Source organism: Flavobacterium aquidurense, from assembly GCF_001404985.1.
GTDB classification, from domain to species: Bacteria; Bacteroidota; Bacteroidia; order Flavobacteriales; family Flavobacteriaceae; genus Flavobacterium; species Flavobacterium aquidurense_B.
In genome coordinates this window covers 187,666-202,879 of the sequence record NZ_JRLF01000007.1, presented here as the reverse complement: position 1 = coordinate 202,879, position 15,214 = coordinate 187,666, and the positions used below count along the sequence as shown (strand labels likewise).

At 33.3% G+C, this 15,214-nt stretch carries 14 protein-coding genes; 5 read left to right on the top strand and 9 right to left on the bottom strand.

Annotated elements, in window-relative coordinates; all coding sequences use genetic code 11:
- Positions 1 to 3: 3 nt before the first annotated feature.
- The gene (locus RC62_RS05240; protein WP_055093298.1) at positions 4 to 783 is read left to right on the top strand and encodes a zinc ribbon domain-containing protein; all 780 of its coding nucleotides are present in this window, start codon (positions 4 to 6) and stop codon (positions 781 to 783) included.
- Positions 784 to 1,026: 243 nt separating this feature from the next.
- Entirely contained in the window at positions 1,027 to 1,899 is an 873-nt protein-coding gene (locus RC62_RS05235) for an alpha/beta fold hydrolase (RefSeq protein WP_055093296.1), read from the top strand.
- A gap of 186 nt (positions 1,900 to 2,085) precedes the next feature.
- Here RC62_RS05235 and RC62_RS05230 read toward each other — a convergent pair whose 3' ends face one another.
- A complete protein-coding gene (locus tag RC62_RS05230; protein ID WP_055093295.1) occupies positions 2,086 to 2,766 on the bottom strand; it encodes an ArsR/SmtB family transcription factor in 681 nt (226 codons plus the stop codon).
- Positions 2,767 to 2,839: 73 nt separating this feature from the next.
- Here RC62_RS05230 and RC62_RS05225 point away from each other — a divergent pair, with 73 nt between their 5' ends.
- From RC62_RS05225 to rluF, 3 genes are all read left to right on the top strand, one after another.
- Complete coding sequence (locus RC62_RS05225) at positions 2,840 to 3,991, top strand: cytochrome P450 (protein ID WP_055093293.1); 1,152 nt, start codon at positions 2,840 to 2,842, stop codon at positions 3,989 to 3,991.
- A 14-nt stretch (positions 3,992 to 4,005) separates the two neighbouring features.
- Positions 4,006 to 4,350, top strand: coding sequence for an antibiotic biosynthesis monooxygenase family protein (locus RC62_RS05220; RefSeq protein WP_055093291.1), 345 nt, complete (start codon positions 4,006 to 4,008; stop codon positions 4,348 to 4,350).
- A gap of 162 nt (positions 4,351 to 4,512) precedes the next feature.
- Complete coding sequence (gene rluF / locus RC62_RS05215) at positions 4,513 to 5,364, top strand: 23S rRNA pseudouridine(2604) synthase RluF (protein WP_055093288.1); 852 nt, start codon at positions 4,513 to 4,515, stop codon at positions 5,362 to 5,364.
- Between the two features lie 73 nt (positions 5,365 to 5,437).
- Here rluF and RC62_RS05210 read toward each other — a convergent pair whose 3' ends face one another.
- The 8 genes from RC62_RS05210 to RC62_RS05175 all read right to left on the bottom strand — a co-directional run bounded on the left by RC62_RS05210 (position 5,438) and on the right by RC62_RS05175 (position 15,132).
- Positions 5,438 to 6,388: a magnesium transporter CorA family protein gene (locus RC62_RS05210; protein ID WP_245176787.1), complete on the bottom strand. Its 951-nt coding sequence runs from the start codon at positions 6,386 to 6,388 to the stop codon at positions 5,438 to 5,440.
- A gap of 188 nt (positions 6,389 to 6,576) precedes the next feature.
- Positions 6,577 to 7,959 carry a DUF4173 domain-containing protein gene (locus tag RC62_RS05205; protein WP_055093286.1) on the bottom strand — a complete coding sequence of 461 codons (1,383 nt, stop codon included), beginning with the start codon at positions 7,957 to 7,959 and terminating at the stop codon, positions 6,577 to 6,579.
- A 139-nt stretch (positions 7,960 to 8,098) separates the two neighbouring features.
- A complete protein-coding gene (locus RC62_RS05200) occupies positions 8,099 to 8,389 on the bottom strand; it encodes a winged helix-turn-helix domain-containing protein (protein WP_055093284.1) in 291 nt (96 codons plus the stop codon).
- A 9-nt stretch (positions 8,390 to 8,398) separates the two neighbouring features.
- Positions 8,399 to 9,013 carry a hypothetical protein gene (locus RC62_RS05195; RefSeq protein WP_055093282.1) on the bottom strand — a complete coding sequence of 205 codons (615 nt, stop codon included), beginning with the start codon at positions 9,011 to 9,013 and terminating at the stop codon, positions 8,399 to 8,401.
- A 488-nt stretch (positions 9,014 to 9,501) separates the two neighbouring features.
- A complete protein-coding gene (locus RC62_RS05190; RefSeq protein WP_055093280.1) occupies positions 9,502 to 10,386 on the bottom strand; it encodes a bifunctional 5,10-methylenetetrahydrofolate dehydrogenase/5,10-methenyltetrahydrofolate cyclohydrolase in 885 nt (294 codons plus the stop codon).
- Positions 10,387 to 10,515: 129 nt separating this feature from the next.
- A complete protein-coding gene (ffh, locus tag RC62_RS05185) occupies positions 10,516 to 11,868 on the bottom strand; it encodes a signal recognition particle protein (RefSeq protein ID WP_055093278.1) in 1,353 nt (450 codons plus the stop codon).
- Positions 11,869 to 12,113: 245 nt separating this feature from the next.
- Positions 12,114 to 13,799 carry an MBOAT family O-acyltransferase gene (locus RC62_RS05180; RefSeq protein ID WP_055093277.1) on the bottom strand — a complete coding sequence of 562 codons (1,686 nt, stop codon included), beginning with the start codon at positions 13,797 to 13,799 and terminating at the stop codon, positions 12,114 to 12,116.
- A 1-nt stretch (position 13,800) separates the two neighbouring features.
- Complete coding sequence (locus RC62_RS05175; protein ID WP_245176786.1) at positions 13,801 to 15,132, bottom strand: GDSL-type esterase/lipase family protein; 1,332 nt, start codon at positions 15,130 to 15,132, stop codon at positions 13,801 to 13,803.
- Positions 15,133 to 15,214 lie beyond the last annotated feature (82 nt).

Below are 15,214 nucleotides of genomic sequence, written 5' to 3'. Positions count from 1 at the left end.
AATATGGCGAATACGAAAGAATTAAGTGTTGAGGACAAGTTAAGAGCAATATACGATTTACAGCTTATTGACTCTAGAATTGACGAAATCAGAAACGTGAGAGGTGAGCTTCCTTTAGAAGTGGAAGATTTAGAAGATGAAGTTGCAGGTTTAAGCACGCGTTCAGAGAAACTGAAAAGTGAACTTGAGGTTATTGAGGATCTTATCAAATCGAAGAAAAATGCGATTGATGAGCACAAAGAGGTTATCAAAAAATACACAAAACAACAAGAATCAGTTCGTAATAACAGAGAATTTAATTCGTTGACTAAAGAGGTTGAATTTCAGGAATTAGAAATTCAATTAGCTGAAAAGCAAATCAAAGAAATGAAAGCTTCTATCGAACATAAAAAAGAAGTTATTTCTAATTTAAAAGAAAAACTTGACGCTAAAAGTTCACACTTAAAACATAAAAAATCTGAATTAGATGCTATTATGGCTGAAACTCAAAAAGAAGAAATCTTCTTATCTGAGAAATCAGCTGAGTTTTCAGGTCAGATCGAAGAAAGATTATTAGCTGCTTACACTAGAATCAGAACTAGTGTTCGTAACGGTTTAGCTGTAGTATCTATCGAAAGAGGAGCTTCTGCAGGATCATTCTTCACTATCCCGCCACAAACTCAGGTAGAAATTGCTTCCAGAAAGAAAATCATTACTGATGAGCACTCTGGAAGAATCTTAGTCGACAGTGCATTGGCTGAAGAAGAAAAAGAAAAAATGGAACAATTGTTCTCTAAATTCTAAATAAACGGTCCCGATTTAATCGGGACTTTTTTTTGTCATTATTTTTCTGCCACAGATTAAAATGATTTTCACAGATTAGTAAAAAGTTTCGCCAAGAATTTCACAATTAGCATAAATTAATTTGTAAAAATTCGTGAAATTAGTGGCAAAAAAAACACAGATCAGTATAGTCTTTTAATCTGTTACAAAATATTTTTATCAAGTTTAAAAGCATATTTTTTATCTTTAGAAAAAAATTAAGTTTTGGGAATTAAAAAAGGAATTCGTTACATTACATTAAAATCAGTTGGATCATATATTAACCTTTTAAGTTATGTACGTCCACAAAAAGCGGTTGAACTTTCTTATGCCCTTTTTAGCCAGCCCAGAATTGGACGATTACAAAAAGAAGGTTTACCCAAAATATTAAAGAATACAGAAACAGAAACGTTTCATCATAACGAACATCATTTTCAAACCTATATCTGGAAAGGAAACGAAACCAAAATTCTTCTTGTTCACGGTTGGGAAAGCAATGCTTCGCGCTGGAAAAAAACGTTGCCACATCTTCAAAAATCCGGAAGTACTATCATCGCTATTGATGCTCCGGCTCACGGACAAAGCAGTGGTAAAGAATTTAATATTCCGCTTTATGCTGAATTCATAAACAAAGCGGTCGAAAAATACCAGCCTACTATTATTATTGGCCATTCGATTGGTGGAGCGGCCTGTGTTTATCATCAATATTTATTTCCGAATACGAGCATTAATAAAATGGTAATTCTGGGAGCACCATCGGACTTAAAAACATTGATCGATAATTATATTGCGATGTTGAGTTTGAATACCAAAATGTTTTCACTTCTTGAAACTAAATTCATCAATCGTTTCAACTTTAAAATTAGCGATTTCTCCGGACAAAAATTCGCCTCACAATTTAATGTTGCCGGTTTTATTGCTCACGACACTTCAGATAAGATAGTAGCTTTTGAAGAAGGTAAAAAAATTGCCAGTAACTGGAAAAATAGTCAGTTCATCGAAACCAAAGGTTTAGGTCACGGCATGCATGATGATGAATTGTATGAGAAGGTAATTGAGTTTTTGTTTTCTGAAGGTTCTGAGCCACTAAGTCGCTAAGGCACTACGTTTTTTCCTTAAAAACGGTAGTATTGTCATTTCGACGAAGGAGAAATCCTCGCAAGTAACTCCGTAACGAAAACCCAATCTTTGTCGAGCTTCTCACTAAGATTTCTCCTTCGTCGAAATGACAAGATTGCGTGAAATCTATTAATCTGAAGTCTAAAATCTGCAATCTAAAATTATCTAAACAACAACATTAAAATTCTTCAATAACTCCTTTTCACCTTTTCCTGTTATTATAATTGCTCTGGAATTTGCAGTTCTTCTAATCCAGTCCTGCTCCAGCATTTTATTCAATAGAAAAGTCCCTATTGAGCCTGCGATATGATATCGTCTTTCGCTCCAGTCCAGACAAGGTTTTAAGAATATTCGCTTTTGTTTTTTGGCATCTTCAATATTTATTCCAAAATCTGAGAACCATTTTTCTCCTTCAGTACTAATTTCAAAAGTATTACTCTTTTCAATAATTATTTTTTGCTCTAATAAACTATCTGCGAGAGCCACACCTATTTTTCCTGCCAAATGATCGTAACACGTTCTGCAATATTTTATTGGAGGATAATTTTCGATTTTGCTTTTTGATGAGATTTCAGGCTTCGGAATAAGATTTGCCATTGCTTCAACTACATACGCAACTTCTTTATTAGAAAATCTGTAGTATTTATGTCGGCCTTGTTTTTCTACACAAAGCAAATTTGCTTCAAGAAGTTTCCCCAAATGCATACTCATATTTTGCGGAGATGTATTTACGGCAATTGAAAGTTCTGTGGCTGTAAAAGCTCTTCCGTCTAATAATGTCCACATGATTGCTGCCCTTGTCGCGTCACCAATTAATGTTGCAGCTTTTATAAATTGATCTTCCATTTAAGTACCATAGTTAAATATAGAATGAAGTATTGATTTGTAAAGTTAGATAACTTTGCTAAAAAATATCAATATGATTACTGCTTTATTTCTTCAATCTGATGTTGATAATCCTTATTCAGTGTATAAATCGATGTTGAATAAGAATCCGATTTATTGGGATGAATACCATAAAATATGGGCAATTTACTCCTACGAATATTGTGTTCAAATTCTAAAAAATCCCAATGCCTTTATTCCTGCCATAATCCCTAATGACAAACAGAAACTGAATGAACATGCTTTTGCGATTTTAAACAACCTGACAAGGCTTTCAAATGGCATTGAACATGAAGCAGCAAGAGATATTGCAATGTTATTATTTTCAAACATAAAATCTGTTGCAATCAACGAAATTCTTTCCGGATTGATACAAAATAATATAAACGAAAATAAAATCGACTGGGTAGACTCCGTTTGTAAAAAATTACCGCTTCTGGTTGTTTTAAAAAGTTTTGGTTTTGCAGCAAATGATTGTGTTTTTGTATTAGATAAAATTGAAATTTTGGTTAAAATAATGCTCCCAACCAAAACTGAAGAACAGATAAAATCCATAAATGAAATTTCTGAAACACTATTTTTAATTGCCGAGAAACGACTTTCTGAATTAGATTTCTATAACCGTTTTTTAAACAAAACACCAAAATCTCAATTTCTTTCGCCTGACGAAATAATGAAAATATCCATTAGCAATCTGATCGGATTGTTTATTCAGAGTTATGATGCGGGAAGAGGCATTTTGAGTAATTCATTATTGCAAATTCTTAGTAACAAAAGTTTTTCAGATAAAGATGAAATACAAAAATCTATTATAGAAACGTTACGATTTGATCCTCCCATTCATAACACAAGACGAATTGCAAATGAAGATATTACTATCGGCGAAAGCCTGATTAAAAAAAATGACACTATATTAATTGTACTTGCTTCGGCAAATCGTGATTCTAAAAAGTTCGAAAATCCCCTTGTTTTTGATTTTGAAAGAAACAATAATAACGAAAATCTAACTTTTGGTATTGGTGGACATATGTGCATAGCAAAACACTTTTCGATTCATCTGGCAACTGAAACTTTATGTTTTTTATTTAAGGAATATAATACGATTAGCCTTTTAGAAAATAATATAGAATACGAACCCATGATTAATGCCAGATTACCTAAAAATATCTGGATTTCGATAGCATAATTAAAAAACAAAATATGATAGCTGTAATTTTTGAAGTAGTTCCTAACGAAGGAAAAAAAGAAGAATATTTAGATATTGCTGCAAGTCTGCGACCTGAATTAGACCACATCGATGGATTTATTTCGATAGAACGTTTTCAGAGTTTTACGAATCCTGATAAAGTTTTGTCTTTGTCTTTCTGGAAAGATGAAGAAAGTATCCAGCAATGGCGAAATCTCGAAATGCATCGTCACGCGCAGGCAAAAGGCAGAAATGAGGTTTTTAAAGATTATCAATTAAGGATTGCAAACGTCGTGCGCGATTACGGAATGTTTGACAGGAAAGAAACGCCTGAGGATAGTTCGTCATATCATCGATGAAGGTTCAAAGTGACAGAGTTTCAGAGGAACAAAGGTTTTTTTAAGGTTCTGAGGCTTTAAGGTTCTGAGTTGCTAAGTTTTTTTTAGACAAACAACTTATATAATCTAAAGATCTAATAATCTAAAATTCTAAGAAGTCTAAATTTTACCTACTTTTGCAGTATGGAAGAGAATTTAAAACGTCTGAATAAATTTATTGGTGAAACAGGATATTGTTCCCGCCGTGAAGCTGATAAACTTATTGAGGAAGGACGCGTAACAATAAATGGTGTTGTACCAGAAATGGGAACAAAAGTTTCGCAAAATGACGAAGTGCGAATTGACGGAAAATTGATTGTTGAAAAACATGATAAATTGGTTTACCTGGCTTTCAACAAACCGGTTGGAATCGAATGCACAACCAATCTTGAGGTTCGAAATAATATTGTAGATTATATCAATTACCCTAAACGGATTTTCCCAATTGGACGTTTGGATAAGGCTAGTGAAGGATTAATTTTTATGACGAATGATGGTGATATCGTAAATAAGATTTTACGCGCCAGAAACAATCACGAAAAAGAATATACAGTTACGGTAAACAAACCTATTACAGAGCGTTTTATACAACGTATGGGAAATGGTATTCCGATTCTGGATACTGTGACTAAAAAGTGTAAAGTGGAGCAAATAAGCCAATTCACTTTTAAAATCATTTTAACGCAGGGTTTAAACCGCCAAATTCGTAGAATGACCGAATATCTGGGTTATGATGTAACTGCGCTTAAACGTATTAGAATCATCAATATTTCTCTTGATGTTCCGGTAGGTCGTTATCGTGATTTGACAGATGATGAAATTAAAGAATTAAATCACTTAATTGAACCGTCAAGCAAAACCGAAGAAGCAAGTTTGCCAAAACCTGAAGCGCCAAGACGAAGAACCGATTTTTTATCAAAAGATGATGTTCCTAAACGACGAACAGATTTTATATCAAAGGATGATCCTAGATTTAAGAAAAAAGGAGATTACTAATTGATCTTATAAAAAGACCCTTTCGTAAAAACGAAAGGGTCTTTTTATATAATGCTTTTTATAAATCATTTTATCAGAACCATCTTCTTCTTTTAAATAGATAAACACCAAAGATTGATAAGATGACCGATACTAAAAGTAATATCCAGATTCCGTATTTACTTTCTTCTAAACCGTTCGGCACGTTCATTCCGTATAAACTGGCAATCAACGTTGGAATCATTAAAATAATAGAAATTGAAGTCATTTGCTTCATAATATTATTCATGTTATTCGAAATTACCGAAGCATAAGCATCCATCATTCCGGTTAAGATATTGCTGTATATATTTGCCGTGTCTTGCGCCTGACTAATTTCGATATCAACATCTTCCAGTAAATCCTGATCAAAATGCTCTCTTTGGGCTTTTAAATTTTTAATTCTGTGAAACAAAACATCGTTTCCTTTTAGAGAAGTAATGAAAAACACAAGACATTTTTCTATTTGCAAAAGCGCTTGCAATTCTTCATTCTTGATTGATTTCTCTAAATTATCCTCGGCAAGTTTTATTTTTTGATTGATTTGTTTCAGATATTTCAAATACCAAACACTTGATGATAACAACAATCTTAAGACAAGATCAAAATTATCCTTTATATGTATGTTTTTTCGATTGGTGTATTGTACAAAATCAGAAATGATCTCGGTTTCATAAAAACTAATGGTTACGCAAATATCTTCTTTAAAAATTAATCCTAAAGGAATGGTTTGAAAAGGCAGTTTAACATCATTACTTTTTACCGGGATACGCATGATAAACAGAGTCCATCCGTCTTCAGCTTCCATACGAGGTCTTTCGTCGATATCTTCAATATCATTATAAAAAGCTTCGGGAATCTGGAGTTCTTCGAGTAAATATTTTTTTTCTGTTTCTGAAGGAGACTCAATGTTAATCCAGCAGTTTGGAGTCCATTCTTGTGTCTCGATTAATCCGTTGTTGTTTTTGTAAAAGGCTTTCATTTCAAAATTGCAGGGTTTTATCATAGCATTTTGAAATAATTCAAAAGCTATTTTAATTTAATACTAACGAATAATAATCGTCCATTGGAGAAGTTTTTTTTAAGTGGTGCAAAAGTATCTTTTATTTTTAAGAACCAAAAGTTTATAATTATAATTAAATATTAAAAAAAACCGCCTTTAGTATATTTCTAAGACGGTTTTTCAAATTGTTGTTATTTCTTTAAAAACTCATAATACAAAGCTTTTGATAAAAATCCTTCACTCTGATAATTCTGAATCAATTCTTCTCGTACAATTTCAGCATTTCCACCGTCTAAATTATTCTTAGAAAAATATTCTCTTCGGGCTTCATCATTAAAATTCAAACTGCTCAAGAATATAGGCTCCGCACATTTATTTACTGAGATATTATAATTTGTTATCAAATTTCCCCAATTTACAAAACTGCACAATAACACTGTTCCGTAAAAATACCATACCATCTGATTTGCCAAATATGCATTTGTTTTTTGTTTGGTAATTTTTAGAAAAACAAAAACTAACCCTATAATAGCTAAGATCAGAAAAGCATAAACTCCTAATCGTTTATAGGTTAATCCCTGAACTGCAATATACTCAGAGTTTTTAATGAATGTACTTACGATCAAAAGTCCGTTTAAGACGATCCAAACTTTGGCTAATTTTTTAAGATTAGCCGCTTTTTTATCAAAATTGAATCCTCCTTTAAAGTAGAATAATATTAAACCTACTGCCATAATAATCGAGAAGATTACTGAATTTACTCTTTCGTGGGTATCAGCACTTAGATTTGTATTCTTTACGACTTCAAAAAATTGTTCGTAGTTGTAGGTTGTAATAAATACCAAAAGCATAATATTTAATAATACCAGTGTAATCTCGCCACTTTTTCGCTCGAAATCAATATCTAAAAACGAGAATGTACTTTGACTTTTGATTTCGGCTATATTATCGAAATCATTATCCAGCATTGCATTTTTCTCGTATGAAAGATCCGGTACCCAATAATTCCAGAAACTAAAAGAAATATAGAACCCGAGAATACTTATTAATACCAATTGAACAATATCAATATCTAAAGTATAATCTGTAAATAAAGAAGAGAAATGGTTACTGCCAAAAGAATATACGATAAAAAATAACCCAATAAAAATTGCCGGAATAACAACGAAAGCAACAATTTTTTTAGCAAAATCATTATGAATTTTCTTTTCCGGAAGCCATTGGTTAAACATAAAAATACGACCTACGGAAGCAAATGCATTCAAGAATACCAATGGAAATATCTGTATAATTTTAAGTTTAGATTCCTGGGTTTTAAATTGTAAAAAGAGAATTGACATTGCCAAAGCCAAAAAAGAAGCAAAGTCTCCGTACCAGGCAAAGGCAAGACATGACAAAACCGAAGTTACCACCAGAATCAAATGTGATCTGTCTGTAAACCGATCCTGAAAAAAATAACAGATTGAACCGGTTAGTAATAGTCCAAAAATAGCGAGGTTTACTCCTACTGACTCGTTGTAAAAAAGCAGTGTAAATATCAAACTGCTGGCTAGAATAATTTGGTGTTTTTTCATATTTGTTGATTTTATTTATTAGAGGTCAAATATGTTATCGCCTTTTTTTAATAGGTTTTATTTTTTAGTGGCGATTTCATGATTTTAAATTTTAAAAGTACTTTGCGTTTCAAAGTGTTTAGATAAAAAAATATAGTTATTACGATTTCATTAATTTTTCGAGGTAAGAAAGGTGTTCTTTAAAGGCCGCACGTCCTCTTGGAGTTACCTGATAAGAGGTTTTAGGCTTTTTACCCACAAATTCTTTTTTAACTTCAATATATTCTGATTTTTCAAGCGCTGAGGAATGGCTGGCTAAATTTCCATCTGTGATATTGAGAAGATTTTTCATCTCGGTAAAATCAACCCATTCATTGACCATCAGAACGGACATAATACCCAGTCTGACACGGCTTTCGAAATCTTTATTTAGTTTATCAATAATTCCCATTGTATGGATTTATTTGTATTTTTTGAACATTATTAATCCGTACAAGATATGCAGAATACCAAATCCTACGATCCAAAAAACTAAACCATATCCAATATAAAAAAGGGAAATAAATCCTAAAAATAACTCACAGAACCCTAAGTACTTAACATCTGAAAATGTATATTTCTCAGCATTCACAAGTGCTAAACCGTAGAAAATTAAAGTAGCCGGAGCGACTAAACCATAAATTTCGTGGTATATAAGTGCCAGACAAAATAGGCCTCCTGCCAAAAGAGGAACGGCTAAATTGAAAAGCATATTTTTTGTGGCCGATGTCCAGATTGGGAGATCGTATTTTTTGCTTTTTCTGATTGTAAAAAATATGCCAAAAGCAAAAGCGCAAACTAAAATTGCAACTCCAACCCAGAATAATTCTGAAACTAAGTTACTTGTCAACAATATATGCTGGTCAGTAAAATATTCGATCCCGTTTACTTTGAACAATTGATAAACGTACAATCCGCCAATTAAAGCCGATAAGCCCGCGAAAACTCCTGAGAGCCCGCTTAAGGATATAAATCTTGAAGAGCGCTCCATCATGGAACGAATGTGTGCTAAATCTTCTTGGTGCTTCTGATTCATAAATAAAGTACTTTGTACTGCAAAGTTATATTTTATTTTGAATTGACAAGTATTAATCTTGATTTTTTTGTGATGCTTTTTTTTGATGCGTTTAAATATATCTGTATTATCTAAAAATGTGTAATCCCTACGGGATATTATATGGGTTTTTAATGCTTTTTCTACCAAACTGTAACTCCTAGCGGAGTTTATTTCTGGAAATTAAATATTGTATATTTTTATATGTCACCCCGATGGGGCTCTACAAAACATAAATCATATATTTCTATAAAAATATCGTCCCGCTGGAACTGCTGCATTACGCAAAGTTGCGTGAGGGATAGGAACTGGCTACCGAAGTAGCGCGGATAGCCCGACCGTATTTGCAAAAGCCGCGCATAAGCGGAATGTTAAATGGTGCCTTTTGTAAATACGGTCACGCCCAAAGTATATAAAACAACAAAGCCTACTCAATTGAATAGGCTTTGTTTATGATTTGATTGCAAAAATTATTTTTTCGCGCTTCTCATTTTTCTTGCTAAAAGGGTATTTTTAAGCAACATCGCAATTGTCATTGGCCCTACTCCACCAGGAACTGGCGTAATGAAAGATGATTTTTTGCTTACACCGTCAAAATCTACGTCACCTTTGATAACGTATCCTTTTGGGTTTGATGCATCTTCTACACGAGTAATTCCAACATCTACGATTACAACTCCGTCTTTTACCATATCTGCTTTTAAGAATTCAGGAACTCCTAAAGCTGTGATGATGATATCGGCATTTTTAGTGAATTCAGCTAAGTTTTTAGTTCGGCTGTGGGTTAAAGTTACTGTTGAATCTCCGGGATTTCCTTTACGGCTCATTAAGATACTCATCGGGCGACCTACGATATGACTTCTTCCAATTACTACAGTATGTTTTCCAGAAGTTTCTACGTTGTAACGCTCTAACAATTCCATAATTCCAAATGGTGTTGCAGGAATAAAACTTTCCATTTCTAATGCCATTCTTCCAAAGTTTGTTGGGTGAAAACCGTCAACATCTTTATCAGGATCGATTGCTAATAAGATTTTTTGCTCGTCGATATGTTTTGGCAATGGCAACTGAACGATATATCCGTCAAGATCGTCATCTTCGTTTAGTTCTTTGATTTTTGCCAGTAAATCTTCTTCAGTAATATCTTCCGGTAAACTTACTAAAGTTGAATCAAAGCCTATTTGCTGGCAAGATTTTACTTTACTCCCTACGTAAGTTAAACTTGCCCCGTTTGTACCAACGATTACGGCTGCCAAATGAGGTACTTTTCCTCCGGCATCTTTTATCGATTGAACTTCGGCTGCGATTTCGTTTTTAATGTCTTCAGCTGTTTTTTTACCGTCTAGTAGTTGCATTTCTTGTAAGTTAAATGTTTTGAGTTAAAAGTGAGAAGTTAACTGCTTCTCTATTATTAATATAGTTAAAAAATTTAAGGTCTAAAATTCCAAGCAACTTGAAACTCTAAACCTTAAACATATTTTTCTTTATCTCGGCATTCCGCCTGGCATTCCTTTCATGCCTCCCATCATTTTCATCAGGTTTTTTCCGCCCGGACCTTGCATCATCTTCATCATTTTGCTCATTTGGTCGAATTGCTTCATTAACTGATTTACTTGCTCGACTTTGGTTCCGGAACCTTTAGCGATTCTGGCTTTCCTTTTTACGTCGATTATGGCAGGTTTGCTTCTTTCGATTGGCGTCATCGAGTGAATGATTGCTTCTATATGTTTAAAAGCATCATCTTCTATTTCTACATCTTTCATGGCTTTTGAAGCTCCTGGTATCATTCCAACCAGGTCTTTCATATTACCCATTTTCTTTACTTGTTGAATTTGAGTTAAGAAATCATCAAAACCAAATTCGTTTTTAGCGATTTTCTTTTGAAGTTTTCTTGCTTCTTCTTCGTCAAATTGTTCTTGCGCTCTTTCTACAAGAGATACAACGTCTCCCATACCTAAGATACGCTCAGCCATACGATCCGGATAGAAAACATCAATTGCTTCCATCTTTTCGCCTGTACCTACAAATTTGATTGGTTTGTTTACAACCGATTTAATCGAAATCGCAGCTCCACCACGTGTATCTCCATCTAATTTAGTTAAGATAACTCCGTCGAAGTTTAAGATATCGTTGAACGCTTTTGCTGTATTTACAGCATCTTGTCCTGTCATTGCATCTACAACAAACAAAGTTTCTTGTGGCTGAATTGCTTTATGAACACGAGCAATTTCATCCATCATTTCCTGATCTACAGCAAGACGTCCGGCGGTATCGACAATAACTACATTGAAACCGTTTGCTTTTGCATGTTTGATTGCGTTTTGAGCAATCTCTACAGGATTTTTATTTTCTGGCTCTGAGTAAACCTCAACACCTATTTGATCTCCAACAACGTGCAACTGATTGATCGCCGCAGGACGGTAGATATCACACGCTACAAGAAGTGTTTTTTTGTTTTTCTTAGTTTTTAAAAAGTTGGCAAGTTTACCTGAGAATGTTGTTTTACCAGAACCCTGAAGTCCTGACATTAAAATAACACTAGGTGTTCCGGAAAGATTGATTCCTGCAACATCACCACCCATTAATTCTGTTAGTTCGTCTTTTACTAACTTCACCAATAATTGTCCTGGTTGAAGTGTTGTTAAAACGTCCTGACCAATCGCTTTTTCTTTTACTTTGGCAGTAAAATCTTTAGCAATTTTAAAGTTAACATCGGCATCAAGTAAGGCACGACGAACTTCTTTTAAGGTTTCGGCAACGTTTACTTCTGTAATTTTACCGTGCCCTTTTAATATATGGAAGGCTTTATCTAACTTATCACTTAAATTATCAAACATAATTTTTTCTTTATTTGAAGTGCAAAGATAATCTAATTAGATATTTCAGGCAATTTTTATTTAAGCGCAATTTTGCCACGAAGACACAAAGACGTAAAGTTTCTGTTTCACGCAGATTTTGCAAATTATTGCAGATTTATATTTTAAAAATTACTGCATTAATCTGCTTAAATCTGTAAAATCTGCGAGAAATAAAAAAGCGCAAAAGAAAAACCTTTGCGCCTTTGTTGCTATGAACCTTCTTTTTAAAATTGGAAATAAATAAACGGTTGTGAACCGGCAACGGCTGTTGCATAAACAATCCAATATACAAATCCCAGGATAATTGCTTTTCCTATTAAAGGTGTTTTATCGAAAACAAATTTCATTTTTGAGGTAAAAACTTCTGGTAAGAAATGCCAAACATATCCGAAAAGCATTAATAAAAATACATTTTTATATCCTAATATAATTGCTTGCCAATGTTCTGGTTCGAATGTTAACTGACCAATATTGTTGATGACCTGTAAAGCTGTTTCAAAATCTCTGGCACGGAAAAAGATCCAGCAGAAAACCACAAAGTGGAATGTTATTATGATTGAAAAAAGCGTCCATAAGAAATTTGAACCTTTGCCTTCTTTTTTAGAAGGAAAAAATTCCATAAACATTTTATGAACCGCCAATGCTAATCCGTGTAAAGCTCCCCAAACAATAAATTGTGCTCCGGCTCCATGCCATAATCCTCCTAAAAGCATTGTGGTAAATAAATTGAAGTTGGTTACCAGGGTTTGGTTTTTCTTTTTTGAAAGCAAAAATGTCAGGCAAAATAATGCTATTGATCCTATTGCGATACTCAACGGAATAAAACTCTCGTTTATATTGGAAATTCCCCAAAGTAATAACCCGAAGAAAAATAAACTCGGGAATAAAAATCCTGCAAATGTTCCTTCTCTGTTTCCTCCAATAGATATATATAAGAAATCTTTTAACCAGGTCGACAGCGAAATATGCCATCTTCTCCAGAAATCCGTGATTGATGTTGATTTATATGGCGTTCTAAAGTTGGCTGGCAATTTAAATCCAAGCAACAAAGCAATACCAATTGCCATATCTGAATATCCTGAAAAGTCGCAATAAATTTGAATGGCGTACCCATAAGATGCCATCAGGTTTTCGAACGATGTATAGTTCATTGGTGTATCAAAAACACGGTCAACGAAGTTTATCGAGATATAATTGGATATTACAGTTTTCTTAATTAATCCGCCAATGATCAGAAACAAAGCATTGTTTACATCTTGTTTCGTGAGGTTTAACTTTTGGTAAATCTGAGGCAAGAAATCTTTTGCCCTAACAATTGGCCCGGCAACTAATTGCGGGAAAAACGAAACGAAAAATAAATATTCAATATAATTTTTTGTTGGCTTAATCTCTTCACGATAAATCTCGATAATATAACTCATCGACTGAAAAGTATAAAACGAAATTCCCACAGGAAGAAAAATATCATGAAGTTGGAAATTACCCTGAAACATATCATTGTAAGTAACAATCATGAAGTTCATGTACTTGAAATAGCCCAGTAACCCTAAATTCAGGATCACACTTATAACTAGATAAATTTTCTTTCTACTGTCTTTTGCTTCCTTATAAATTATCTGGCTTAAACCATAATCTACAACTGAGGAAAGCAATAGTAGTAAAAAGTAAATTCCGCTTGACTTATAATAAAAGAAAAGCGAGAAGAGAATAACGTATGTTAATCTCAAATAAAATGTTTTGCGCAGGAAAGCATACACAAAATAAAACACGAGAAACAATCCTAAGAATAAACCTGTATTAAATAGTAATTTTTCTTCAGGATTATATATAAACCAACTTTTAGCCTGTTCTAGAGTAACTGTACCAAAATTTTGAACAAACCAATTATTTATGCTATCTGTTGTAATCAACTTAATTTTTTAATTTAAAATTATCGTATGCTTTTAAAAACGCCTCTGTAAACAAATTTCCTTGTTTCTCGTATCCTTTTTTAGAATAATGAACCCAATCAGGACCAATTAATCCTGCGGATTTTAAATTTTTAATCCCATCCATTCCTCCTAATTCGTCATATAGGTCCCAAACTGCAAAACCATCCGTTTTTGCGATTTCAAGAATACTTTTTGCATAATCGCGAATATATATATTAGGTTTTCTTGCTTTAAGTAAAGAAGGAGGCGGTGTCATAACTACTATCGAAACAGTACTGTTTTGATCTTTTATATTTTTTATAAACTCTCTTAATTCCTTTATATAAGCAGCAGCTTCCATGTGATCATAACTTTCATTTGTTCCTAAAGAAAAAACCAACAAATCCGGATGCAAGGCTTTTAATTGCTGAAAGAATAATGGATACTTATTATAATCTGAAAATTTAGCTCCGTTAACTCCTATTCCACTATATATTATTCCGGGTGCATCTTTCTCTAAAACCAATCCGTTAAGTTCGTATTTATCTGCATTTTTATTTGGGATCAGGTAAATTTTATCTAACAGTTTATCTGAATGATATGAATGAGTAAAGGAATCTGATTCAAGATCTAAAGTAACAAACTCTGAACTTGTAATATTCTTCGGCTTTGTTTCATTCGTTAAAATTTTAAGGGTTCTGCCCGCACGAATATTATTTGACTTAAGATGATTTTCTCTTTTAATCTCGGCTATTGAAATATTATATTTATCAGCAATTGTCGAAATGGCTTCTCCTTTTTTTATTTTATGCGTTATTACTTTTCGTTCTGTAGATTGAATTGTTTTTGTTTGGGATGATGTTGCCAAATCAAACATATTCTGGTTTTGAGGGGTAATAATATGAATAGAATTAAATTTATAGGCCGCATCTTTTATATTTAATTCTACTGCAAAACCGCCATTATCTCTCCAGAGTGCTATTCCGCTCAAACCAACCGGACGACTTTTGAATGGATGGATATTTCGATAATTTTCCCAAATCCTATTCGAATAAAAGCGTTCGTTATATGAACCATTTGTTTTAGCCAGCTGATACGGAAAAACAAATCCTCTACCGGCATTTCCAAATTTTTGCTGCAGATTCTTTCTAATATCATTTGTCATCAAATCACCCTGAATATGAGAGTCTCCAATGTGCACAATACTTATTCTCTGATTTTTGTAGTTTTCAGTCTCCTTTAATTTTTTGAAAATACTTTCTAAGACTTCCGCATTATAGATTCTATCCTCAGAAAAAGAATCAACCGCTGCTGTATCGACTTTATGAATCATATTTTTTTTTATTGGAGGTGAATCTGTCTTTTGCGTTTTGTCATTTGTGGAGAAAAAAAGACAACAAAAGAAAATAATAAGT

Coding starts and splice junctions, on each gene's coding strand:
- RC62_RS05200 (WP_055093284.1), bottom strand. CDS start 8,389: ATGGGAATTATTGATAAACTAAATAAAGATTTCGAAAGCCGTGTCAGA.
- RC62_RS05225 (WP_055093293.1), top strand. CDS start 2,840: ATGATTACTGCTTTATTTCTTCAATCTGATGTTGATAATCCTTATTCA.
- RC62_RS05210 (WP_245176787.1), bottom strand. CDS start 6,388: ATGATAAAACCCTGCAATTTTGAAATGAAAGCCTTTTACAAAAACAAC.
- RC62_RS05190 (WP_055093280.1), bottom strand. CDS start 10,386: ATGCAACTACTAGACGGTAAAAAAACAGCTGAAGACATTAAAAACGAA.
- rluF (WP_055093288.1), top strand. CDS start 4,513: ATGGAAGAGAATTTAAAACGTCTGAATAAATTTATTGGTGAAACAGGA.
- RC62_RS05240 (WP_055093298.1), top strand. CDS start 4: ATGGCGAATACGAAAGAATTAAGTGTTGAGGACAAGTTAAGAGCAATA.
- ffh (WP_055093278.1), bottom strand. CDS start 11,868: ATGTTTGATAATTTAAGTGATAAGTTAGATAAAGCCTTCCATATATTA.
- RC62_RS05220 (WP_055093291.1), top strand. CDS start 4,006: ATGATAGCTGTAATTTTTGAAGTAGTTCCTAACGAAGGAAAAAAAGAA.
- RC62_RS05195 (WP_055093282.1), bottom strand. CDS start 9,013: ATGAATCAGAAGCACCAAGAAGATTTAGCACACATTCGTTCCATGATG.
- RC62_RS05230 (WP_055093295.1), bottom strand. CDS start 2,766: ATGGAAGATCAATTTATAAAAGCTGCAACATTAATTGGTGACGCGACA.
- RC62_RS05205 (WP_055093286.1), bottom strand. CDS start 7,959: ATGAAAAAACACCAAATTATTCTAGCCAGCAGTTTGATATTTACACTG.
- RC62_RS05175 (WP_245176786.1), bottom strand. CDS start 15,132: ATGATTCATAAAGTCGATACAGCAGCGGTTGATTCTTTTTCTGAGGAT.